At 47.7% G+C, this 20,926-nt stretch carries 17 protein-coding genes and 1 pseudogene; all 18 read left to right on the top strand.

Annotation, left to right across the window (positions count from 1 at the left end; all coding sequences use genetic code 11):
- Positions 1 to 87: 87 nt before the first annotated feature.
- Positions 88 to 1,815, top strand: a complete 1,728-nt coding sequence (gene ilvI, locus FE392_RS04585; RefSeq protein WP_319929052.1) for an acetolactate synthase 3 large subunit — start codon at positions 88 to 90, stop codon at positions 1,813 to 1,815.
- A gap of 2 nt (positions 1,816 to 1,817) precedes the next feature.
- A complete protein-coding gene (ilvN, locus tag FE392_RS04580) occupies positions 1,818 to 2,309 on the top strand; it encodes an acetolactate synthase small subunit (RefSeq protein ID WP_319929051.1) in 492 nt (163 codons plus the stop codon).
- A gap of 88 nt (positions 2,310 to 2,397) precedes the next feature.
- The gene (gene cra, locus FE392_RS04575) at positions 2,398 to 3,405 is read left to right on the top strand and encodes a catabolite repressor/activator (RefSeq protein ID WP_319929050.1); all 1,008 of its coding nucleotides are present in this window, start codon (positions 2,398 to 2,400) and stop codon (positions 3,403 to 3,405) included.
- Between the two features lie 646 nt (positions 3,406 to 4,051).
- The gene (gene mraZ / locus FE392_RS04570; RefSeq protein WP_092510961.1) at positions 4,052 to 4,510 is read left to right on the top strand and encodes a division/cell wall cluster transcriptional repressor MraZ; all 459 of its coding nucleotides are present in this window, start codon (positions 4,052 to 4,054) and stop codon (positions 4,508 to 4,510) included.
- A gap of 2 nt (positions 4,511 to 4,512) precedes the next feature.
- Entirely contained in the window at positions 4,513 to 5,457 is a 945-nt protein-coding gene (rsmH, locus tag FE392_RS04565; protein WP_319929049.1) for a 16S rRNA (cytosine(1402)-N(4))-methyltransferase RsmH, read from the top strand.
- Positions 5,457 to 5,774, top strand: coding sequence for a cell division protein FtsL (gene ftsL, locus FE392_RS04560; RefSeq protein WP_319929048.1), 318 nt, complete (start codon positions 5,457 to 5,459; stop codon positions 5,772 to 5,774). The genes rsmH and ftsL overlap by 1 nt, the downstream gene beginning before the upstream one ends.
- A 27-nt stretch (positions 5,775 to 5,801) precedes the next feature.
- Positions 5,802 to 7,581, top strand: a pseudogene (locus FE392_RS04555) (peptidoglycan glycosyltransferase FtsI).
- Positions 7,568 to 9,055 carry a UDP-N-acetylmuramoyl-L-alanyl-D-glutamate--2,6-diaminopimelate ligase gene (murE, locus tag FE392_RS04550; protein ID WP_319929046.1) on the top strand — a complete coding sequence of 496 codons (1,488 nt, stop codon included), beginning with the start codon at positions 7,568 to 7,570 and terminating at the stop codon, positions 9,053 to 9,055. Before FE392_RS04555 ends, murE begins: the two are co-directional and overlap by 14 nt.
- Complete coding sequence (gene murF / locus FE392_RS04545) at positions 9,052 to 10,434, top strand: UDP-N-acetylmuramoyl-tripeptide--D-alanyl-D-alanine ligase (protein ID WP_319929045.1); 1,383 nt, start codon at positions 9,052 to 9,054, stop codon at positions 10,432 to 10,434. The genes murE and murF overlap by 4 nt, the downstream gene beginning before the upstream one ends.
- Positions 10,428 to 11,510 carry a phospho-N-acetylmuramoyl-pentapeptide-transferase gene (gene mraY, locus FE392_RS04540; protein ID WP_319929044.1) on the top strand — a complete coding sequence of 361 codons (1,083 nt, stop codon included), beginning with the start codon at positions 10,428 to 10,430 and terminating at the stop codon, positions 11,508 to 11,510. Before murF ends, mraY begins: the two co-directional genes overlap by 7 nt.
- 17 nt (positions 11,511 to 11,527) lie before the next feature.
- Positions 11,528 to 12,838 (top strand): UDP-N-acetylmuramoyl-L-alanine--D-glutamate ligase, encoded by a 1,311-nt coding sequence (murD, locus tag FE392_RS04535; protein ID WP_319929118.1) that lies wholly within the window; start codon positions 11,528 to 11,530, stop codon positions 12,836 to 12,838.
- Positions 12,838 to 14,031 carry a cell division protein FtsW gene (ftsW, locus tag FE392_RS04530; RefSeq protein ID WP_319929043.1) on the top strand — a complete coding sequence of 398 codons (1,194 nt, stop codon included), beginning with the start codon at positions 12,838 to 12,840 and terminating at the stop codon, positions 14,029 to 14,031. The genes murD and ftsW overlap by 1 nt, the downstream gene beginning before the upstream one ends.
- Positions 14,028 to 15,113, top strand: coding sequence for an undecaprenyldiphospho-muramoylpentapeptide beta-N-acetylglucosaminyltransferase (gene murG / locus FE392_RS04525; protein ID WP_319929042.1), 1,086 nt, complete (start codon positions 14,028 to 14,030; stop codon positions 15,111 to 15,113). The genes ftsW and murG overlap by 4 nt, the downstream gene beginning before the upstream one ends.
- A gap of 36 nt (positions 15,114 to 15,149) precedes the next feature.
- On the top strand, positions 15,150 to 16,625 hold the full coding sequence (gene murC, locus FE392_RS04520) for a UDP-N-acetylmuramate--L-alanine ligase (RefSeq protein WP_319929041.1): 1,476 nt from the start codon (positions 15,150 to 15,152) through the stop codon (positions 16,623 to 16,625).
- Positions 16,618 to 17,538, top strand: a complete 921-nt coding sequence (locus FE392_RS04515) for a D-alanine--D-alanine ligase (RefSeq protein WP_319929040.1) — start codon at positions 16,618 to 16,620, stop codon at positions 17,536 to 17,538. Before murC ends, FE392_RS04515 begins: the two co-directional genes overlap by 8 nt.
- 1 nt (position 17,539) lies before the next feature.
- Positions 17,540 to 18,355, top strand: a complete 816-nt coding sequence (gene ftsQ / locus FE392_RS04510) for a cell division protein FtsQ (protein ID WP_319929039.1) — start codon at positions 17,540 to 17,542, stop codon at positions 18,353 to 18,355.
- Between the two features lie 32 nt (positions 18,356 to 18,387).
- Complete coding sequence (gene ftsA / locus FE392_RS04505; RefSeq protein WP_092510986.1) at positions 18,388 to 19,644, top strand: cell division protein FtsA; 1,257 nt, start codon at positions 18,388 to 18,390, stop codon at positions 19,642 to 19,644.
- Between the two features lie 66 nt (positions 19,645 to 19,710).
- The gene (gene ftsZ, locus FE392_RS04500) at positions 19,711 to 20,877 is read left to right on the top strand and encodes a cell division protein FtsZ (protein ID WP_319929038.1); all 1,167 of its coding nucleotides are present in this window, start codon (positions 19,711 to 19,713) and stop codon (positions 20,875 to 20,877) included.
- Positions 20,878 to 20,926: the final 49 nt, after the last annotated feature.

The raw sequence follows: 20,926 nt of genomic DNA, 5'->3' as shown, positions 1-20,926 counted from the left end.
AGAAATGGAATAAATAAGGCTGTTTTTAGTTATAGCTTTATTAAATTCCGACGATTAACTTGCAAACAGAGCCTGGAGGCAAACTCAATGGAGATGTTGTCAGGAGCCGAAATGGTCGTCAGATCGTTAATCGATCAGGGCGTCGAACATGTGTTCGGTTATCCGGGCGGGGCTGTATTGGATATTTATGATGCCCTGCATACGGTTGGAGGAATTGAGCATATCCTGGTTCGCCATGAGCAGGGTGCTGTTCATATGGCGGATGGTTATGCCCGTTGTACGGGAAAAGCTGGGGTGGTTTTGGTGACTTCCGGGCCGGGAGCAACGAATGCCATTACAGGGATTGCAACGGCATACATGGATTCAATTCCGATGGTGGTACTGTCTGGTCAGGTTGCCAGCAATCTGATTGGCAATGATGCTTTTCAAGAATGCGACATGGTCGGGATTTCCCGTCCTATCGTGAAACACAGTTTTCTGGTGAAAAAAACAGAAGACATCCCGGCTATGATTAAAAAGGCTTTTTATCTGGCGGTCAGTGGTCGACCGGGGCCTGTTGTTATCGATTTTCCCAAAGATACCGTTAGTCCCGCATTGAAATTTCCTTATGTTTATCCTGAAAAAATTAATATGCGTTCTTACAATCCTACTGTTCAGGGGCATAAGGGGCAGATTAAGCGTGTATTGAAGACCTTGATGGGCGCGAAAAAACCCGTGATTTACGTAGGGGGAGGCGCTATCAGCTCGGAATGTTCAGGGGAGTTGTTAAAGCTGGCTGAACAGCTACATATTCCGGTCGTCAGTTCATTGATGGGACTGGGGGCATTCCCTGCAACGCATAAGCAAAGTTTGGGCATGTTGGGAATGCATGGCACTTTTGAAGCCAATAAAGCCATACACAATTCTGATGTGATTTTTGCAGTGGGTGTACGCTTTGATGATCGTACGACCAATAATCTGGAAAAATACTGCCCGGGCGCGAAAGTGTTGCACATTGATATCGACCCGACCTCAATTTCTAAGACGGTGGTATCAGATATTCCTATCGTTGGCGATGCCAAAAATGTACTGGGCCAGATACTCGAAGTTCTGGACTCGATAGAAGATACCCAAGACCCGGATGCTTTGAAAGATTGGTGGCTTGTTATCGAACAGTGGCGTAGCCGCAAGTGCCTTGATTATGACCATACGACGGTGAAGATTAAACCACAGGCGGTCATTGAAGCACTTTATCGTTTAACCAAAGGTCAGGCATACGTTGCGTCAGATGTCGGTCAGCATCAGATGTTTGCCGCCTTGCATTATCCATTTGATAAACCAAGGCGTTGGATCAATTCTGGTGGTTTGGGAACCATGGGATTTGGTTTGCCTGCGGCACTCGGCGTGAAGCTGGCAAAACCGGATGCTACCGTAGTGTGTGTCACCGGTGACGGTAGTATCCAGATGAATATTCAGGAATTATCTACGGCCTTGCAATATGGCTTGCCTGTTTTGGTATTGAACCTAAATAACCGTTTCCTGGGAATGGTAAAACAGTTGCAAGACATAATATACGCGGGTCGCCATTCTCAATCTTATATGGAATCCTTGCCTGATTTTGTCAAATTGGCTGAGGCTTATGGCCATATTGGTATCTCCATCGAAACTTACGAAGAATTAGAACCTAAATTGTCTCTGGCTCTGAAAGAAGTCACAGAAAATCAGCGTCTGGTTTTCGTGGATGTTACCGTTGATGAAACAGAACATGTTTATCCAATGCAAATCCGCGGGGGCGCAATGGATGAAATGTGGTTAAGCAAAACTGAGAGGACTTGATCATGCGTCGGATTTTGTCTGTATTACTTGAAAACGAATCGGGTGCATTGTCCCGCGTAGTTGGCTTGTTTTCTCAACGGGGTTATAACATTGAAAGCCTGACAGTGGCGCCGACTGAAGATCCTTCGCTGTCACGCATGACCATCCAGACCAAGGGGGATGCCAAGGTACTGGAGCAGATAGAGAAACAATTGCATAAACTGGTAGATGTGCTGCGGGTGAGTGAATTGACGGCCGGGCCTCACGTTGAACGTGAAATCATGCTGGTGAAATTGCAAGCCAGCGGCTATGGCCGGGAAGAAATTAAGCGCAGTGCGGATATCTTTCGCGGGCAAATTGTTGATGTGACCTCAACGCTGTATACCGTCCAGCTAGCGGGTACGAGCGAAAAGCTGGATGCGTTCCTTGATGCTGTGAGGGACGTGGCTGAGATCATGGAAGTTGCTCGTTCAGGCATCGTTGGCGTTTCCCGCGGGGATAAAATTATGCGATGAAAAATCGCAATCTGAGGATTAAAATACAGATATTTGGTGGGCCCTACTGTAAAGTAGGGCTTTTTAATCATATTACTGAGGGGTTAATGTGAAACTGGATGAGATCGCCCGCTTAGCAGGTGTTTCACGTACTACGGCCAGTTATGTTATCAATGGTAAAGCCAAACAGTATCGGGTCAGTGATAAAACAGTAGAAAAAGTGATGGCTGTGGTCAGGGAGCATAATTACCATCCTAATGCTGTAGCCGCCGGCCTTCGTGCAGGGCGCACTCGCTCGATTGGTTTAGTCATACCCGATTTGGAAAATACGAGTTACACCCGGATCGCCAATTATCTTGAACGTCAGGCGCGCCAACGTGGATACCAGCTCTTGATTGCATGTTCTGAAGATCAGCCTGACAATGAAATGCGCTGTGTTGAGCATCTTTTGCAACGTCAGGTTGACGCGATTATTGTTTCCACAGCCTTGCCTCCTGAACATCCTTTCTACCAACGTTGGGCAAATCGTTCATTACCGATTGTTGCACTCGATCGTGCGCTGGACAGTGAGCACTTTATCAGTGTCGTCGGCGATGATCTTGAAGATGCCAAAATGCTGGCACAAGAATTGCGCCAGTTTCCGGCAGAATCAGTGCTCTATTTAGGGGCATTGCCTGAGTTGTCAGTCAGTTTCTTGCGTGAACAAGGTTTTCGTGAAGCATGGCAGCATGATCCACGGGAAGTGAATTATCTGTATGCAAATAGCTATGAACGTGAGGCTGCGGCAGAAGCATTTGCGTCATGGCTGGAATCAAACCCGGTTCCCCAAGCGTTGTATACCACTTCGTTTGCCTTGCTCCAGGGCGTCATGGATACCCTCCTGAAACGCAGCGGTCGCTTGCCTGACCAGTTGGTTATTGCCACATTTGGTGATCATGAATTACTCGATTTTCTTGAATGCCCGGTTTTGTCTGTGGCACAGCGCCATCGTGATGTGGCAGAGAGATCCCTTGAGTTAGTATTAGCCAGCCTGAATGAAAAACAACGACCCGCCCCCGGAATCACTCGGATACGCCGTCATTTATGTCGTCGTGGCAAGTTGAGCCGCAAAGCTTGATTGAGTGCCCTCATTAAAGATGAGGGTGCTGTCATTTCATCTAAAATCATAAAAATTTGTTAATTTAAATAACTTTAAGATTATTCTTACTAAAATCGTCTTAAACAGAAATTTTTGACCATTATAACTGATTGCATGATGTAATAATGATATTAATTAATAATTTCTTATATTATATTGCATCTATTATATAATTTATCTTTGTTTGGAATATAATATCTATTAATTTGATATATATGATCTTTTTGCTTTCTGGTTGCCATTGATTTCCATGAGTTATCATTTATTGTGCTATTATGATGTTGATGTAATTTTATTATTGATATGTTTTATCTGATTAACAGTTGGACAACAATGAGACATGAGCGACATAAATTAATTTAAGTGGTAATTATTTTCTCCAAATTGCTCTTCTGGTAAGTCTTTCTCCAACTTTATTAAATTATTCAAAATTATCATAGTGTTATCTATTCTTGTTATAGCCAGAATTGGAAATTCTCCCTTTTTCTCTACTGAAACTTTCTGTAAATCTAGCTAAAGCGCACTGGCTCTGGCTTGACAAGGTTTTCATACCATCCGTAAACTCTTAATTGTGGTGATTTGTGGGATAATGTGGAGATTTGAGCCATCAAGGGGTAACCTGAGTATGTTTCGTGGAGCAACGCTGGTTAATCTCGATAGTAAAGGGCGGCTCACCGTACCTGCCCGATATAGAGAAACGTTGAATGAAGAATCAATGGGTCAAATGGTTTGCACAATTGATCTCCATCAGCCGTGCCTGTTGCTTTATACATTACCCGAATGGGAAATCATCGAAGAAAAATTATCTCGCTTATCCAGCATGAATCCAGCCGAGCGTCGCGTTCAACGTTTGTTATTGGGACACGCCAGTGAATGTCAAATGGACAATGCAGGGCGTCTTTTATTAGCTAATACGCTGCGTCAACACGCAGGGCTAACAAAAGAGGTCATGCTGGTTGGGCAATTTAATAAATTTGAATTGTGGGATGAGCGAGTTTGGTATCAGCAAGTGCAAGATGACATCGCGGCTGAACAGTCCACACAAGAACCTTTATCAGCACGGCTACAGGATTTATCACTATAACTATGGAAAATAGTCATTTTAAGCATACCAGTGTATTGCTGGATGAAGCTGTCAATGGCCTGAATATTCAGGAAAATGGAATTTATATTGATGGAACATTTGGGCGTGGAGGGCATTCTCGCCTGATTTTATCTAAATTGGGGCCTCATGGGCGCTTAATAGCAATAGATCGTGACCCAGAAGCTATTGAGGCGTCAAAGGCGATTACCGACACGCGTTTTTCTATCACTCATGGGCCATTTTCTGAATTGGCAGCTTATGTAGAAGAAGCGGGTTTAGTTGGGAAAATTGATGGTGTATTGCTGGATTTAGGGGTTTCTTCCCCACAACTGGATGATCCTGAGCGCGGTTTTTCATTTATGCGTGATGGGCCACTGGATATGCGAATGGATCCGACCCGTGGTCAGTCTGCCTCTGAATGGTTGATGAAAGCCGAAGCAGAAGACATTGCATGGGTATTGAAGACATTCGGTGAAGAGCGTTTTGCCAAACGAATCGCGAAAGCCATTGTTACCCGGAATCAGGAACAGCCAATGACGCGAACCCGCGAACTGGCTGAACTCATTGCCAAAGTAAGTCCAGTTAAGGAAAGACATAAACATCCGGCAACACGCAGCTTTCAAGCTATTAGGATTTACATTAACAGTGAACTGGAAGAGATTGAGCGTGCATTGAATGGTGCATTGCGCGTTCTGGCACCACAGGGGCGATTATCAGTCATTAGTTTCCACTCGTTGGAAGATCGCATAGTGAAACACTTTATCCGACAACATAGCCAAGGGCCACAGGTTCCAAAAGGTCTGCCTCTGACTGAAGCGCAATTAAAAATGCTGGGAGGAAAGAGTTTGAAATCCATCGGTAAAATGAAGCCTTCAGAAGATGAAGTGGCGATAAACCCAAGGGCGCGTAGTTCGGTTTTGCGATTTGCTGAAAAGGTGGATGAGTAATGGCTGGTGAGCGTCACGGATTAGTCGGGGTGATTGGCAAGGATTTAATCCGCAATGCCAAACTTCCACTGATTTTGCTGGTGTCTGTTGTGGTTTCAGCCATCGGTGTTGTGACGGTCGCACATCAGACCCGCTTATTGACCGCGGAAAAAGAGCGCCAAGTGATTCAGCTTGATGCTCAGGATATTGAATGGCGTAACCTGCTCCTTGAAGAGAATGCTCTGGGTGATCACAGTCGGGTTGAACGGATCGCAACTCAAAACTTGCAGATGCAACACGTTGATCCGACAAAAGAAAATATTGTGATTACCCATTGAGTCCAGTTGACAACCAAAAGGTAGGCGATGAAAGCTGCACGCTCTTTAAAGTTGAAAAAGCAAGAAGATAAAGCAAGTTTTGTAAGCTGGCGTTTTGCCTTGCTGTGTGGAGGCATTGGGTTTGCTTTAATCGGGCTTTTGATTCGCGTTGCTTATTTGCAGATCATCAATCCGGATCGTTTGGTAAAAGAAGGTGACTCGCGTTCACTGCGAGTTCAATCTATTCCAACCGCCCGTGGCATGATAAACGATCGCAATGGGCGTCCGCTGGCTGTCAGCGTGCCCGTTGATGCTATCTGGGCAGACCCCAAAGAAGTGTTCGAAAAAGGGGGTATCACAGAGGATACCCGGTGGAAGGCGTTAGCTGATGCTCTGTCCATGCCAGTTGAACAACTCAGTAAAAAAATCAGCGAATACCCCAATGGGCGCTTTGTTTACCTTGCCCGTCAGGTCAATACCTCCATCGGCGATTATGTCCAGAAGTTAAAATTACCCGGCATCTATTTGCGTCAAGAATCCCGTCGTTATTATCCGGCAGGTCAGGTAACGGCTCACATTATTGGTGTAACCAATATTGATGGCTCGGGAATCGAAGGGGTTGAAAAAAGTTTTGATAACTGGTTAACGGGAATGCCGGGCAGCCGGACAGTTCGTAAAGATCGCATAGGGCGGGTCATTGAGGATATTTCATCCACGGACAGCAAAGCTGCCCATGATTTGACGCTCAGTATTGATGAACGTCTCCAGATGCTGGTATACCGCGAGCTGACCAAAGCGGTTTCGCTGAATAAGGCGGAATCAGGTACGGCGGTATTGGTTGATGTCAATACCGGCGAAGTCTTGGCGATGGCTAACAGCCCATCCTATAACCCGAATAACCTAGCGGGAACGCCGAAAGATGCCATGCGTAACCGCGCCATCACTGATATTTTTGAACCGGGTTCTACCGTAAAACCACTGGTGGTGATGAGTGCACTGAACAGTGGGATCGTCAAAGAAAATACGGTGCTGGATACCCGACCATATCGATTGACCTACGGTTCCAGAGGGCACGAAATCAAAGACGTTGCCCCTCGTAAGGAATTGACCATCACCGGAATTTTACAGAAGTCGAGTAACGTTGGTGTTTCTAAACTGGCGTTAGCGATGCCCGCCTCAGAGCTGGTGGATGTGTATTTGCGCTTTGGGATGGGAAGGCCAACCAATTTGGGGCTGGTCGGAGAAAGTAGTGGCTTATTTCCAAAAAATAAACAACGGTGGTCTGATCTTGACAGGGCCACCTTTTCTTTCGGCTACGGGCTGATGGTAACACCGTTACAGTTAGCGCGAGTCTATGCAACGATAGGCAGTTTGGGCATTTATCGCCCACTGTCAATTACCAAAGTTGATCCCCCCGTACCAGGAACCCGGGTGTTTCCTGAACCGGTTATGCGGACAGTCGTGCATATGATGGAGAGCGTGGCATTACCGGGAGGTGGTGGTGTACGGGCTGCGATAAAGGGCTATCGCATAGCGATTAAAACCGGTACAGCCAAAAAAGTTGGGCCGGATGGTAAGTACGTCAATAAATATATTTCCTACACGGCAGGGGTTGCGCCTGCAAGCAATCCACGGTTTGCACTGGTTGTGATCATTAATGATCCACAAGCAGGTAAATATTATGGCGGTGCGGTTTCTGCGCCCATCTTTGGCACCATTATGAGTGGTGTGCTACGCACGATGAACGTTGAACCGGATGCACTGCCTGTGGACGATAAAAACGAATTTGTGATTAATAATTAAAGAGGATAAAAGTGGCAGATCGTAATTTACGCGATTTATTGGCTCCTTGGGGTGTTGATACTCAGGAGCTTCCACTACGCGAAATGACATTGGACAGCCGTAAGGCGGCTGCCGGAGATCTGTTTGTTGCTGTTCAAGGGCATCAGACCGATGGTCGAAAATATATTCCTCAAGCCATCGCTCAGGGTGTCGCAGCGGTGATTGCAGAAGCGAAAGGAAAAGCTGATAACGGTACGATGCAGGTAATGCATGGAGTGCCTGTTATCTATTTAGATGATTTAAATAACAAATTATCCAAACTGGCTGGTGAATTTTATCAACATCCCGGCAATAAACTGAAGTTGGTGGGTGTGACCGGAACCAACGGAAAAACAACAACAACCCAGTTGTTGGCGCAATGGAGCCAAGGGCTTGGGGAAACAAGCGCCGTGATGGGTACGGTAGGAAATGGTCTGCTGGGCATGGTCGTGCCAAGCGAAAATACGACCGGCTCTGCCGTTGATATTCAGCTTGATTTGCAACAACTGGTTAATCAAAACGCGACTTTTGCTGCAATGGAAGTCTCGTCACATGGCTTGGTTCAGGGAAGGGTAGCGGCGTTACCCTTCCAGGCTGCCGTGTTTACTAATTTAAGCCGTGATCACCTTGATTATCATGGTGATATGGAAAATTACGAAGATGCAAAATGGTTACTGTTCAGTACCCATGTAGCAAAACAAAAAATCATTAATGCCGATGATGAAATCGGGCAAAAATGGTTATCCCGCCTGCCTGAAGCCATTGCTGTGACGATGGAGAACAACCTGCCGAAAAATTGGCAAGGGCGCTGGTTATCGGCCAATGAAGTCCATTACCACGACAAGGGTGCAACCATCGTGTTTACTTCCAGTTGGGGCAACGGCACATTGAACAGCCCTCTGCTGGGAGCATTCAATGTCAGTAATTTGTTGTTGGCACTGACGACGTTGTTGGCGCTGGAATACCCTCTGGATAAATTGCTGGCAACCGCGTCTTGTCTGGAGCCAGTTTGTGGGCGCATGGAGGTTTTTGCGGCCACTGGACGTCCTACCGTGGTTGTAGATTACGCCCACACCCCTGATGCCCTGGAAAAAGCCTTGTCTGCTGCACGACTGCACTGCAAAGGGCAGCTCTGGTGCGTCTTTGGCTGCGGCGGCGATCGTGATAAAGGTAAGCGCCCACTGATGGGCGGGGTTGCAGAACACGGCGCTGACCGCGTGGTTGTGACAGATGATAATCCCCGCGGTGAAGAACCACAGGCAATTGTGGCAGATATTCTGGCTGGGTTCATCGATCCCGGCCGTGCGATGGCAATTCATGGTCGCGTTGAGGCTGTAACCAGCACCATTATGCAGGCAAATGAAGATGATGTTGTTTTGGTAGCAGGTAAGGGCCATGAGGATTACCAACTGGTCGGCAATCGTCGTCTGGATTATTCAGACCGCTTGACCGTTGCCCGCTTACTGGGGGTGATAGCATGATCCCATTAACACTCCAGCAACTGGCACAATTAACGGATGGAAAACTCCATCATGTTACTGAGCCGCAGTCTGAATCGCTCCAACTTAATGCGGTGGAAACTGATAGCCGCAAAGTAGTACGTGGCAGCCTGTTCATTGCCTTGAAAGGGGAGAAATTTGATGCCCATGATTTTGCTGCCGATGTAGCAAAAATGGGAGCCGGTGCTTTATTGGTCAGCCGTCCCCTGGATGTGGATTGTCCGCAGGTGGTCGTGGAAGACACTCATTTGGCGATGGGAAAATTGGCGGCTTGGGTTCGTCAGAAGAGCAAGGCAAGAGTCGTGGCGTTGACCGGTTCATCCGGGAAAACATCGGTAAAAGAGATGGCGGCGGCTATTTTGCGCCAATGTGGTAATACGCTTTATACCTCTGGCAACTTCAATAATGACATAGGCGTGCCGTTAACGTTGTTCAGGCTCACTGATGAACACCAATTTGCTGTGATTGAACTGGGCGCCAATCATATCGGTGAAATTGCCTATACCACCGAAATAACACGCCCGGAAAGTGCGCTGGTTAATAATCTATTTTCTGCCCACTTAGAAGGGTTCGGGTCGTTAGCTGGGGTCGCAAAAGCCAAGGGTGAAATTTTTGAAGGGTTGGCACCGAACGGAACCGCGATTATCAATATGGATAGCCATGATTGGGACAACTGGCAGCACAGTATCAACAATCAACAGACAGTATGGCGTTTTTCCATTTCTCCGGCATCCGGTGCTGATTTTTATGCGACAAATATCGCAGAACAACCACTGGCAACGCACTTTTGCCTCCACACTCCCATTGGGGAAGTGGAACTAACCTTGCCGTTGCCGGGCAAACATAATATTGCCAATGCGTTGGCGGCCAGCGCCCTTGCGATATCAGTTGGCGCATCGCTGGAGAATGTTCGTACCGGACTATCGCAATTGAGTGCTGTATCAGGGCGTCTGTTTCCCGTTCATCTGGCTGCGGGAAAGATGGTGCTGGATGACACTTATAACGCCAATACCGGCTCTATGATTGCCGCAGCAAATGTGCTGGCGCAAATGTCCGGTTACAAAGTCATGGTTGTTGGCGATATGGGCGAATTGGGGGAACACGCAATTGAATGCCACCGTGAAGTGGGCAGCGCAGTGGCCTCAACAAGCATAGATAAAGTACTTAGCGTTGGTGCCTTAAGTGCCCATATTAGTGACGCAAGTGGCAAGGGGCAGCATTTTTCGAACAAAGCTGAATTAGTTTCAACGCTGCTTTCATTATTGGAACAACACAAAATGATTTCCATATTAATTAAAGGTTCACGCAGTGCCGCGATGGAAGAGGTTGTGAACGCACTGAAGGAGAATTTCCAATGTTAGTTTGGCTGGCCGAATATTTGGTTCAATATCACACCGGTTTTAACGTCTTCTCTTACTTGACGTTCAGGGCTATTGTCGGCTTGCTTACCGCATTGTTCATCGCGTTATGGATGGGGCCAACCTTGATTGCTTACCTGCAAAAATTGCAGATTGGTCAAGTCGTGCGCAATCACGGGCCTGAATCTCACTTCAGTAAACGTGGGACACCAACGATGGGCGGGTTGTTGATCCTGTTTTCCATTACCATTTCTGTTTTATTGTGGGCGCGTTTGGATAACCCATACGTTTGGTGCGTGCTGGTGGTATTGATTGGTTATGGCATCGTGGGATTTGTGGATGATTACCTCAAAGTCGTGCGCAAAGACACCAAGGGCCTGATCGCCCGTTGGAAATATTTCTGGCAGTCAGTGCTGGCGTTGGGCGTTGCATTCTCTATGTACAGCATTGGCAAAGATACACCTGCAACACAACTGGTTGTGCCATTTTTCAAAGAAGTCATGCCGCAGCTGGGGCTGCTTTATGTCTTGCTGGCCTATTTTGTGATTGTCGGAACCAGTAATGCGGTGAATTTAACCGATGGACTGGACGGCTTGGCAATCATGCCAACAGTATTTGTTGCCGCAGGGTTTGCATTAGTGGCATGGGCAACCGGAAACGTGAATTTTGCCAATTACCTGCACATTCCTTATCTGAGCCATGCGGGTGAATTGGTCATTGTCTGTACCGCAATTGTCGGTGCCGGTCTGGGCTTCCTATGGTTTAACACTTATCCAGCTCAAGTCTTCATGGGTGATGTGGGTTCACTGGCCTTGGGCGGGGCATTGGGAACCATCGCAGTACTGCTGCGCCAGGAATTCCTGCTGGTCATTATGGGGGGCGTGTTCGTCGTGGAAACCTTGTCTGTCATTTTGCAGGTTGGTTCATTCAAACTGCGTGGACAGCGCATTTTCCGCATGGCACCGATCCACCACCACTATGAATTAAAAGGTTGGCCGGAACCTCGCGTTATTGTGCGCTTCTGGATTATTTCTTTGATGCTGGTACTGATTGGTCTGGCAACGCTGAAGGTACGTTAATCATGACTGAGCAACTCATGACTGAATATGGGGATAAAAAAGTCGTTATTGTTGGATTGGGCCTGACGGGCCTTTCCTGCGTTGACTTCTTTATTGCACGCGGCGTGACTCCCCGTGTGATGGATACCCGTATCGTGCCGCCGGGCAGCGATAAGTTGCCTGCCAGTGTCGAATGCCATACCGGCAGTTTGAATCAACAATGGTTGGCAGACGCTGATTTAATTGTTGCAAGCCCGGGAATTGCGTTGGCGACACCTGAATTGCAGGCAGCGGCTGATGCCGGTGTTGAACTCATTGGTGACATTGAATTGTTTTGCCGTGAGGCCACAGCACCCATCGTTGCTATTACAGGCTCGAACGGTAAGAGCACGGTAACGACTCTTGTCGGGGAGATGGCGAAAGAAGCCGGTTGGCAAGTGGGCGTGGGCGGCAATATCGGCATTCCTGCTTTGGAATTGCTGAAACAGCCTTGCCAGTTGTACGTGCTGGAACTTTCCAGTTTCCAGCTTGAGACAACTCACAGCCTGAAAGCGGCAGCAGCGACTGTACTGAATGTCACTGAAGATCATATGGTTCGTTATCCAGAAGGGGTAGAACAATATCGTGCGGCAAAATTGCGTATTTATGATGGAGCAAAAGTTTGCATCGTGAATGCACAGGATGAACTGACGTTGCCCGCCGCAGGTAAAGATAGCCGTTGCATTAGCTTTGGCGTGGATGATGGCGATTACCTGCTTGACAGTGAGCATCAACAACTGATGGCCAACCACTCTTTTGTACTGTCAACCCGTGAAATGCAATTGGCGGGGCAGCATAACTACACCAACGGGCTTGCGGCACTGGCTCTGGCGGACACTGTCGGGATCCCGCGTGAAGCCAGTCTTCAAGTCTTACGGACATATTCAGGCTTGGAACACCGTTTTCAGGTGGTTCACATGAGAAATAACGTTCGTTGGGTTAATGACTCCAAGGCTACAAATGTTGGCAGTACCCAAGCGGCACTCAGTGGCCTGAAAGTGGAAGGGACGCTTTATCTTTTAATGGGGGGAGACGGGAAAGCCGCGAATTTTACCCCGCTGAAACCTTATATCTCGGCTCAGAATATTCATCTCTACTGCTTTGGCCGTGATGGGGGACAGATTGCTGAATTGCGTCCAGAAGACTCCACGCAGACTGAAACAATGGAACAGGCAATGCGGGACATTGCCCCCAAATTAATAGCCGGCGATATGGTGTTACTTTCTCCGGCATGTGCGAGCTTTGATCAATTCAATGGGTTTGAGCATCGTGGTCATGAATTTGCCCGTTTGGCAGAGGAGCTAGGCTGATGACCATTCCAGGCTTCGGTAAGTTTAAAAATTGGTTGGCGGGAAATGTGGAAAGTGATGCCACAGATATCGTCATGTATGATCGTACCCTAGTCTGGATGATATTGGGGTTGGCTGTGATCGGTTTTGTCATGGTGACATCAGCCTCAATGCCTGTTGGTCAGCGTCTTACTCAAAATCCATTTATCTTTGCACAACGCGATGCGATTTACTTGGGCCTGAGTTTCTTCTTGTCATTGATTACACTGCGCATTCCGATGGATTTCTGGCAGCGCTACAGCTATGTCATGTTGTTGGGAACAATAATGATGCTGGTTGTTGTGCTGTTTGTCGGTAGTTCGGTCAACGGCGCATCGCGTTGGGTTGCGATTGGCCCATTGCGTATTCAGCCTGCGGAATTATCGAAGCTATCGCTGTTTTGCTACCTTTCCGGCTATCTGGTCAGAAAAGTTGAGGAAGTGAGAAATAATTTTTGGGGATTTTGCAAACCAATGGGCGTCATGATTGCTTTGGCTATCTTGTTGCTGGCCCAGCCGGATTTAGGAACAGTGGTTGTGTTGTTTGTGACAACCTTGGCCTTATTATTCCTAGCGGGGGCGAAATTGTGGCAATTCCTTGCCATTATTGGTTGCGGGATCTTCGCTGTGTGTGTACTGATTATCGCTGAACCGTACCGAGTACGCAGGGTAACTTCCTTCCTGAATCCTTGGGAAGATCCCTTTGGCAGCGGCTATCAATTAACCCAATCATTAATGGCGTTTGGTCGCGGAGATTTCTTTGGTCAGGGGTTGGGTAACTCAGTCCAGAAATTAGAATATCTTCCGGAAGCTCACACAGACTTTATTTTCTCAATTATTGCAGAGGAATTAGGTTATTTCGGTGTGGTTTTGGTGTTGGCAATGGTATTCTTCGTCGCTTTCCGCGCAATGATGATTGGCCGACGGGCATTACAGCTTAATCAACGATTTGCTGGCTTTTTAGCGTGTGCCATCGGTATTTGGTTTAGCTTTCAGGCATTCATTAATGTAGGTGCAGCGGCAGGTATGCTGCCAACAAAGGGATTGACCCTGCCTCTGGTCAGTTATGGCGGCTCAAGCCTGATTGTGATGTCGACAGCAATTGTACTGCTATTGCGAATTGATTATGAAGTGCGCTTGGCGAAAGCACAGGCGTTTGTAAGGAGCCCTAAATGAGTGGCAAAAACCGGCGTTTAATGGTGATGGCAGGTGGCACGGGAGGTCATGTATTCCCGGGGCTGGCCGTTGCTCATCATTTAAAAGAGCAGGGTTGGGAGATTCGCTGGTTGGGAACTTCTGATCGCATGGAAGCTGAGTTGGTACCAAAACATGGTATCGATATTGAATTTATCCAAATTTCAGGGTTGCGAGGCAAAGGAATCAAAGCCTTGCTTGCTGCCCCGATAAGAATTTTTAAAGCAATTCGTCAGGCAAAGGCCATCATGCGCCGTTATCAGCCGGATGTCGTACTGGGAATGGGCGGATATGTTTCCGGGCCGGGTGGTATTGCGGCATGGTTATGTGGCATCCCGGTAGTACTGCATGAGCAAAATGGCATTGCAGGATTGACGAATCGCTGGTTGGCAAAAATTGCAAAAACGGTTTTGCAGGCATTTCCGGGCGCTTTTCCCAACGCGCCGGTTGTCGGCAATCCAGTCCGGGAAGATGTATTGGCACTTCCTGCGCCAGAACAGCGTCTGACAGGGCGTGAAGGGCCTGTCCGGGTGCTGGTTGTTGGCGGAAGCCAAGGCGCAAGGATCCTGAACCAAATTATGCCGGAAGTGGCTGCCCGCTTGGGAGATAAAATCACTTTATGGCACCAGGCTGGTAAAGGTGCGCAGGAAGAGACGCAAAAAAAATATGAAAATTCAGTCAACTCTGAGTTTAAAGTAACTGAATTTATTGATGATATGGCACAGGCATATGCATGGGCAGATATTGTCGTATGTCGTTCCGGTGCCTTGACGGTCAGTGAAATATCCGCAGCGGGTTTACCTGCGATCTTTGTGCCATTTCTGCATAAAGATCGCCAGCAATATTGGAATGCTTTGCCGCTGGAAAAAGCCGGGGCGGCTAAGATACTTGAGCAGCCTGAGTTTACGGCTGATGCAGTGGCTGAATTGTTAACACAATGGCAGCGGCCACAATTGCTGGAAATGGCAGAAAAATCACGCTCAGTGGCGATTGTCAATGCAACCGAACGTGTGGCAGCCGCGTTGATCGATGCTGTCAAAGATCATTCAGACCGTTCTAAGTAGAGCGGTGATGTAAACATAACGAGTGAAGATTACAACGTGAATACACAACAGTTGGCGAAATTAAGAGCATCAGTGCCTGAAATGAGAAAAGTCAGGCATATCCACTTTGTCGGCATTGGTGGTGCTGGCATGGGTGGTATCGCCGAAGTGTTGGCTAATGAAGGTTATCAGATAAGTGGTTCTGATCTGGCACCCAACCCAGTCACACAACAGCTAATTACACTGGGTGCAACCATTTATTTTAATCACCGCCCGGAAAATATCCGGAATGCCAATGTGGTAGTCGCATCTACCGCTATTTCTGCGGACAACCCTGAGATTATCGCAGCTCGCGAGGCACGCATTCCGGTTATCCGTCGTGCGGAGATGCTGGCAGAATTAATGCGTTATCGCCACGGTATCGCCATTGCCGGGACACATGGAAAAACAACGACAACGGCGATGATTGCCGGCATTTATGCACAGGCTGGCCTCGATCCGACATTCGTTAACGGTGGGTTGGTAAAAGCGGCCGGTACACATGCGCGTTTGGGCACGAGCCGTTACCTGATAGCAGAAGCTGATGAAAGTGATGCATCATTCCTGCATTTGCAACCAATGATGGCGGTCGTCACCAATATTGAAGCTGACCACATGGAAACTTATCAGGGCGATTTCGAAAATCTCAAACAGACGTTTGTTAATTTTCTGCATAATTTACCCTTTTATGGCCGGGCAGTGATGTGCATTGATGATCCCGTTGTGGAAGAGTTGATTCCTCGCATTGGGCGCTATGTCACGACTTACGGCTTCAGTGAAAAAGCGGATATCCGTATCACCCATTACGAACAAAAAGGGGCGCAGGGCTTTTTCACTATCAGCCGGCATGATTTGCCAGAGCTGCATGTAGTGCTTAACGCCCCGGGGCGACATAACGCACTGAATGCGACGGCTGCGGTAGCGGTGGCAACAGAAGAAGGCATTGACGATTCTGCGATTCTGGCATCACTGGCAGAGTTTCAGGGAACAGGGCGCCGGTTTGATTTCCTGGGGGAATTTTCCCTTAAGCATGTCAACAACAAAGAAGGCAGTGTGATGTTGGTGGATGATTATGGCCACCATCCAACAGAAGTTGATGCCACAATTAAAGCAGCACGCGCAGGCTGGGCTGATAAACGTATCGTGATGGTATTTCAGCCACATCGTTATACCAGAACCCGTGATTTATATGATGATTTTGCCAACGTGCTAAGTCAGGTTGATGTTCTATTAATGCTGGATGTATATGCCGCTGGTGAAACACCGATTCCGGGAGCAGATAGCCGTTCTTTATGCCGGACTATCCGTAGCCGTGGCAAATTAGAGCCGATTTTTGTGTCAGATCCCGAGCAAATTTCTGCGGCCTTGTCCCAAGTCATAGAAAACAACGACTTAATATTGGTACAGGGTGCCGGTAATATCGGTAAAATAGCGCGCAATTTGGCTGAAACAAAATTGCAACCACCTTTTAGTGAGGGGGAGCATCATGGTTGATAAAGTCGCAGTTCTGTTGGGAGGAACCTCTGCTGAGCGCGAAGTTTCGCTGCAATCAGGACTGGCGGTTGTGGCTGGGTTGAAAGAAGCGGGAATTAATGCTTATCCAGTTGATACTAAAGACTTTGATGTGACTCGACTCAAAGAGGAAGGTTTTAGTAAAGTCTTTATCGCCCTGCATGGCCGTGGTGGTGAAGATGGCACAGTGCAAGGTGTTTTGGAGTTTTTGCAACTTCCTTACACCGGCAGTGGCGTAATGGCATGTGCGTTATCAATGGATAAATTACGTACTAAACAACTATGGTTGGGGGCAGAACTGCCTATTTCTCCCTATGTTGTATTTAATTTTCAAAATTTTGAACAAGTTAGTGATTTTCAACTCAAAGAAGATGTTCGAGAATTAGGACTGCCATTAATGGTCAAGCCGAATCTGGAGGGTTCCAGTGTAGGGATGACCAAAGTGAATGATTACTCTGAATTGCGCGGCGCATTGGAACTGGCATTTAAATATGACACCGATGTGTTAGTTGAAAAATGGATGTTTGGCCCCGAATATACTGTGGCCTTTTTAGGAGACGAGGCGCTTCCATCCATTCGCATTCAGGCTCCGGATGTATTCTATGACTACGATGCGAAATATATCTCCAATGAAACTCAATATTTCTGCCCAAGCGGTTTGAGCGAGGAAAAAGAGCGGGAACTGCTAGATATCGCATCAAAAGCATATCAGGTGCTGGGATGTAAAGGCTGGGGGCGGGTTGATATCATGGATGACGGTAGCGGTAATTTCTATTTGCTGGAAGCAAATACTTCGCCGGGCATGACCAGCCATAGTCTGGTGCCAATGGCAGCTCGTCAGTCTGGGCTTGGTTTTTCTCAACTCGTAGCGAGAATTTTGGAATTGGCTGATTGATATGTCACAGGCAGCCCGGAATACCCGGGAGCGGGAGAACGAAATTCAAGGAACTCGCCCCAGCAATGGATCTTATTTGATGGGGATGATCTTCTTCCTGATGGTGATTGGCACTATCACATGGGGAGGTTGGATGACGTTGGATTGGATGAAGGACGCCAATAGGCTACCGCTCTCGAAACTGGTGTTAACTGGTGAACGCCATTACACCAAAAATGACGATGTCAGGCAGGCTATTTTGTCTCTGGGAACGCCGGGGACATTTATGACACAGGACGTCAACGTCATTCAGGAGAAAATAGAACAACTGCCATGGATTAGGCAAGTCACTGTGCGTAAACAATGGCCTGATGAACTGAAAATACATCTGGTAGAATATGTGCCTTATGCGCGTTGGAATGACACGCAGATGCTGGATGCAGAAGGTCGGGTGTTCAGTTTACCCGTAGCACGCAGCGTTAATGGGAAATATCCGATGCTGTATGGCCCTGAGGGTAAAGAAAAAGATGTATTAGAAGGATATCGCACAATGGCGGCCCTGCTTTCAGAACACCAAATGAAATTGAAAGCGGCGATCATGACAGCGCGTAATTCCTGGCAACTGATATTGGATAACGACATCCGGTTGGAGTTGGGAAATCGAGATAAGGTAGAACGAATAAAGCGTTTTATTGAGCTGTATCCAGTGTTGCTGAAAAACACGGAAAAGCGCGTAGATTATGTCGATTTGCGCTATGACAGCGGTGCTGCGGTAGGTTGGGCTCCTTTATTAACTGATGCGTCGGTTTCAGTGAACGGGCAAGAAAACAAACAGTGACTGGGAATAATACAGAGACAGGCAGAATAACGATGATCAAATCAACGGACAGAAAATTGGTAGTTGGCCTTGAAATCGGGACAGCAAAAGTATCTGCCCTGGTTGGTGAAATTCTGCCCGATGGTATGGTTAATATTATCGGAGTAGGAAGTTGCCCATCTCGTGGCATGGATAAAGGTGGTGTCAACGATCTGGAATCGGTCGTTAAATGTGTACAGCGTGCCATTGATCAAGCTGAACTTATGGCAGATTGCCAGATTTCCTCAGTCTACTTGGCACTTTCCGGCAAGCATATCAGCTGCCAGAACGAGATAGGCATGGTGCCGATTTCAGAAGAAGAAGTCACGCAGGATGATGTAGACAGCGTTGTCCATACAGCTAAATCGGTTCGTGTTCGTGATGAACACCGTATTTTGCATGTGATCCCACAGGAATACGCGATTGATTATCAGGAAGGGATTAAAAATCCAGTTGGGCTTTCTGGCGTGCGTATGCAGGCAAAAGTTCACTTGATTACCTGCCATAACGATATGGCGAAAAATATCGTAAAAGCTGTTGAGCGTTGTGGGCTGAAAGTAGACCAACTTATTTTTGCCGGGCTGGCAGCAAGTTATGCGGTATTGACGGAAGACGAACGTGAATTGGGTGTGTGTGTTGTGGATATCGGCGGAGGCACGATGGATATCGCGGTATACACCGGAGGTGCATTGCGCCATACCAAGGTTATCCCGTATGCAGGAAACGTTGTGACCAGTGATATCGCCTATGCGTTTGGTACTCCTCCAAGTGATGCTGAAACCATCAAGGTTCGTCATGGATGTGCATTGGGTTCTATTGTCAGCAAGGATGAGAGTGTAGAAGTACCAAGCGTAGGAGGTCGTCCTCCCCGGAGTCTGCAGCGTCAGACACTGGCTGAGGTCATTGAACCTCGTTATACCGAACTGCTGAATTTAGTGAATGAAGAAATCTTGCGGTTGCAGGAGCAATTACGTCAGCAGGGGGTAAAACACCACTTGGCAGCAGGGATTGTCCTGACAGGTGGCGGAGCTCAAATTGATGGTTTGGCCGATTGTGCCCAGCGGGTGTTTCATACCCAGGTACGCATCGGTCGCCCTCTGAACATTACTGGGCTGACAGATTACGTGCAGGAGCCTTGCTATTCAACAGCAGTCGGGCTTCTGCATTATGGCAAAGAATCCCACCTTGGCGGAGATTCTGATGCCGATAAAAGAACGTCAGTCGGTGGCTGGTTTAAGAAAGTCAGCTCCTGGCTGAAAAAAGAATTTTGATTTTTTATACAGAGGCTACGACAATATCGCCGGCCTCGATATAAAGGCACAAAACGGAGAGAAATTATGTTTGAACCACTGGAATTAACCAACGACGCGGTGATTAAAGTCATCGGCGTCGGCGGCGGCGGCGGTAATGCTGTTGAGCATATGGTGCGTGAGCGCATTGAAGGTGTCGATTTCTTTGCGATTAATACAGATGCTCAAGCGCTGCGTAAGACAGCTGTTGGTCAGACTATCCAGATTGGCAACGGCATTACAAAAGGATTAGGCGCGGGCGCAAACCCTGAAGTTGGCCGTACAGCTGCGGAAGAAGACCGTGAATCGCTGCGTACTGCACTGGAAGGGGCTGACATGGTATTCATCGCTGCAGGTATGGGCGGTGGTACAGGAACTGGTGCCGCACCAGTTGTCGCTGAAATTGCCAAAGAACTTGGGATCCTGACCGTAGCTGTCGTTACCAAGCCATTCAATTTTGAAGGCAAAAAACGTATGGCATTTGCGGAACAGGGGATCACTGAACTGTCCAAGCATGTGGACTCATTGATCACTATTCCAAATGACAAATTATTGAAAGTTCTGGGACGTGGTATCTCCTTGCTGGATGCATTCGGTGCTGCGAATGATGTACTGAAAGGGGCAGTTCAGGGTATCGCTGAATTGATCACTCGCCCAGGCCTGATGAATGTTGACTTTGCTGACGTTCGTACCGTAATGTCTGAAATGGGTTATGCCATGATGGGCTCCGGTATTGCGCAAGGCGAAGATCGCGCGGAAGAGGCAGCAGAAATGGCTATCTCCAGCCCATTGTTGGAAGATATCGATCTTTCTGGTGCGCGTGGTGTTCTGGTTAACATTACGGCAGGCTTTGACCTGCGTCTGGATGAATTTGAAACGGTTGGTAACACAATCCGTGCATTCGCTTCTGACAATGCAACGGTTGTTATCGGTACGTCACTGGATCCAGATATGAACGACGAACTGCGCGTGACTGTTGTGGCAACTGGCATCGGGATGGACAAGCGTCCAGAAATTACGCTGGTAACCAACAACAAGGCACCTCAGGCAAATACAATGGAACGCCGTTACCAGCAGATGCCTGGCGGGCTTTCTTCATTGCCTGATGAGAGCAAAACAGCAGCAGCTAAAGTCGTAAACGACCAAAGTGCACATGCAAGCAAAGAGCCTGATTATCTCGACATTCCTGCTTTTTTGCGTAAGCAGGCTGACTAATTATCAAAAAATTGGTTTCTCCGCTTTTTGTGCTAAAATATCCTGCCAG

It is taken from the genome of Xenorhabdus santafensis, from assembly GCF_033949405.1.
In the GTDB taxonomy this organism is placed as follows: Bacteria; Pseudomonadota; Gammaproteobacteria; order Enterobacterales; family Enterobacteriaceae; genus Xenorhabdus; species Xenorhabdus santafensis.
Note: the sequence above shows the minus strand (reverse complement) of the source record. Positions and strands in the feature narration are given on the sequence as shown.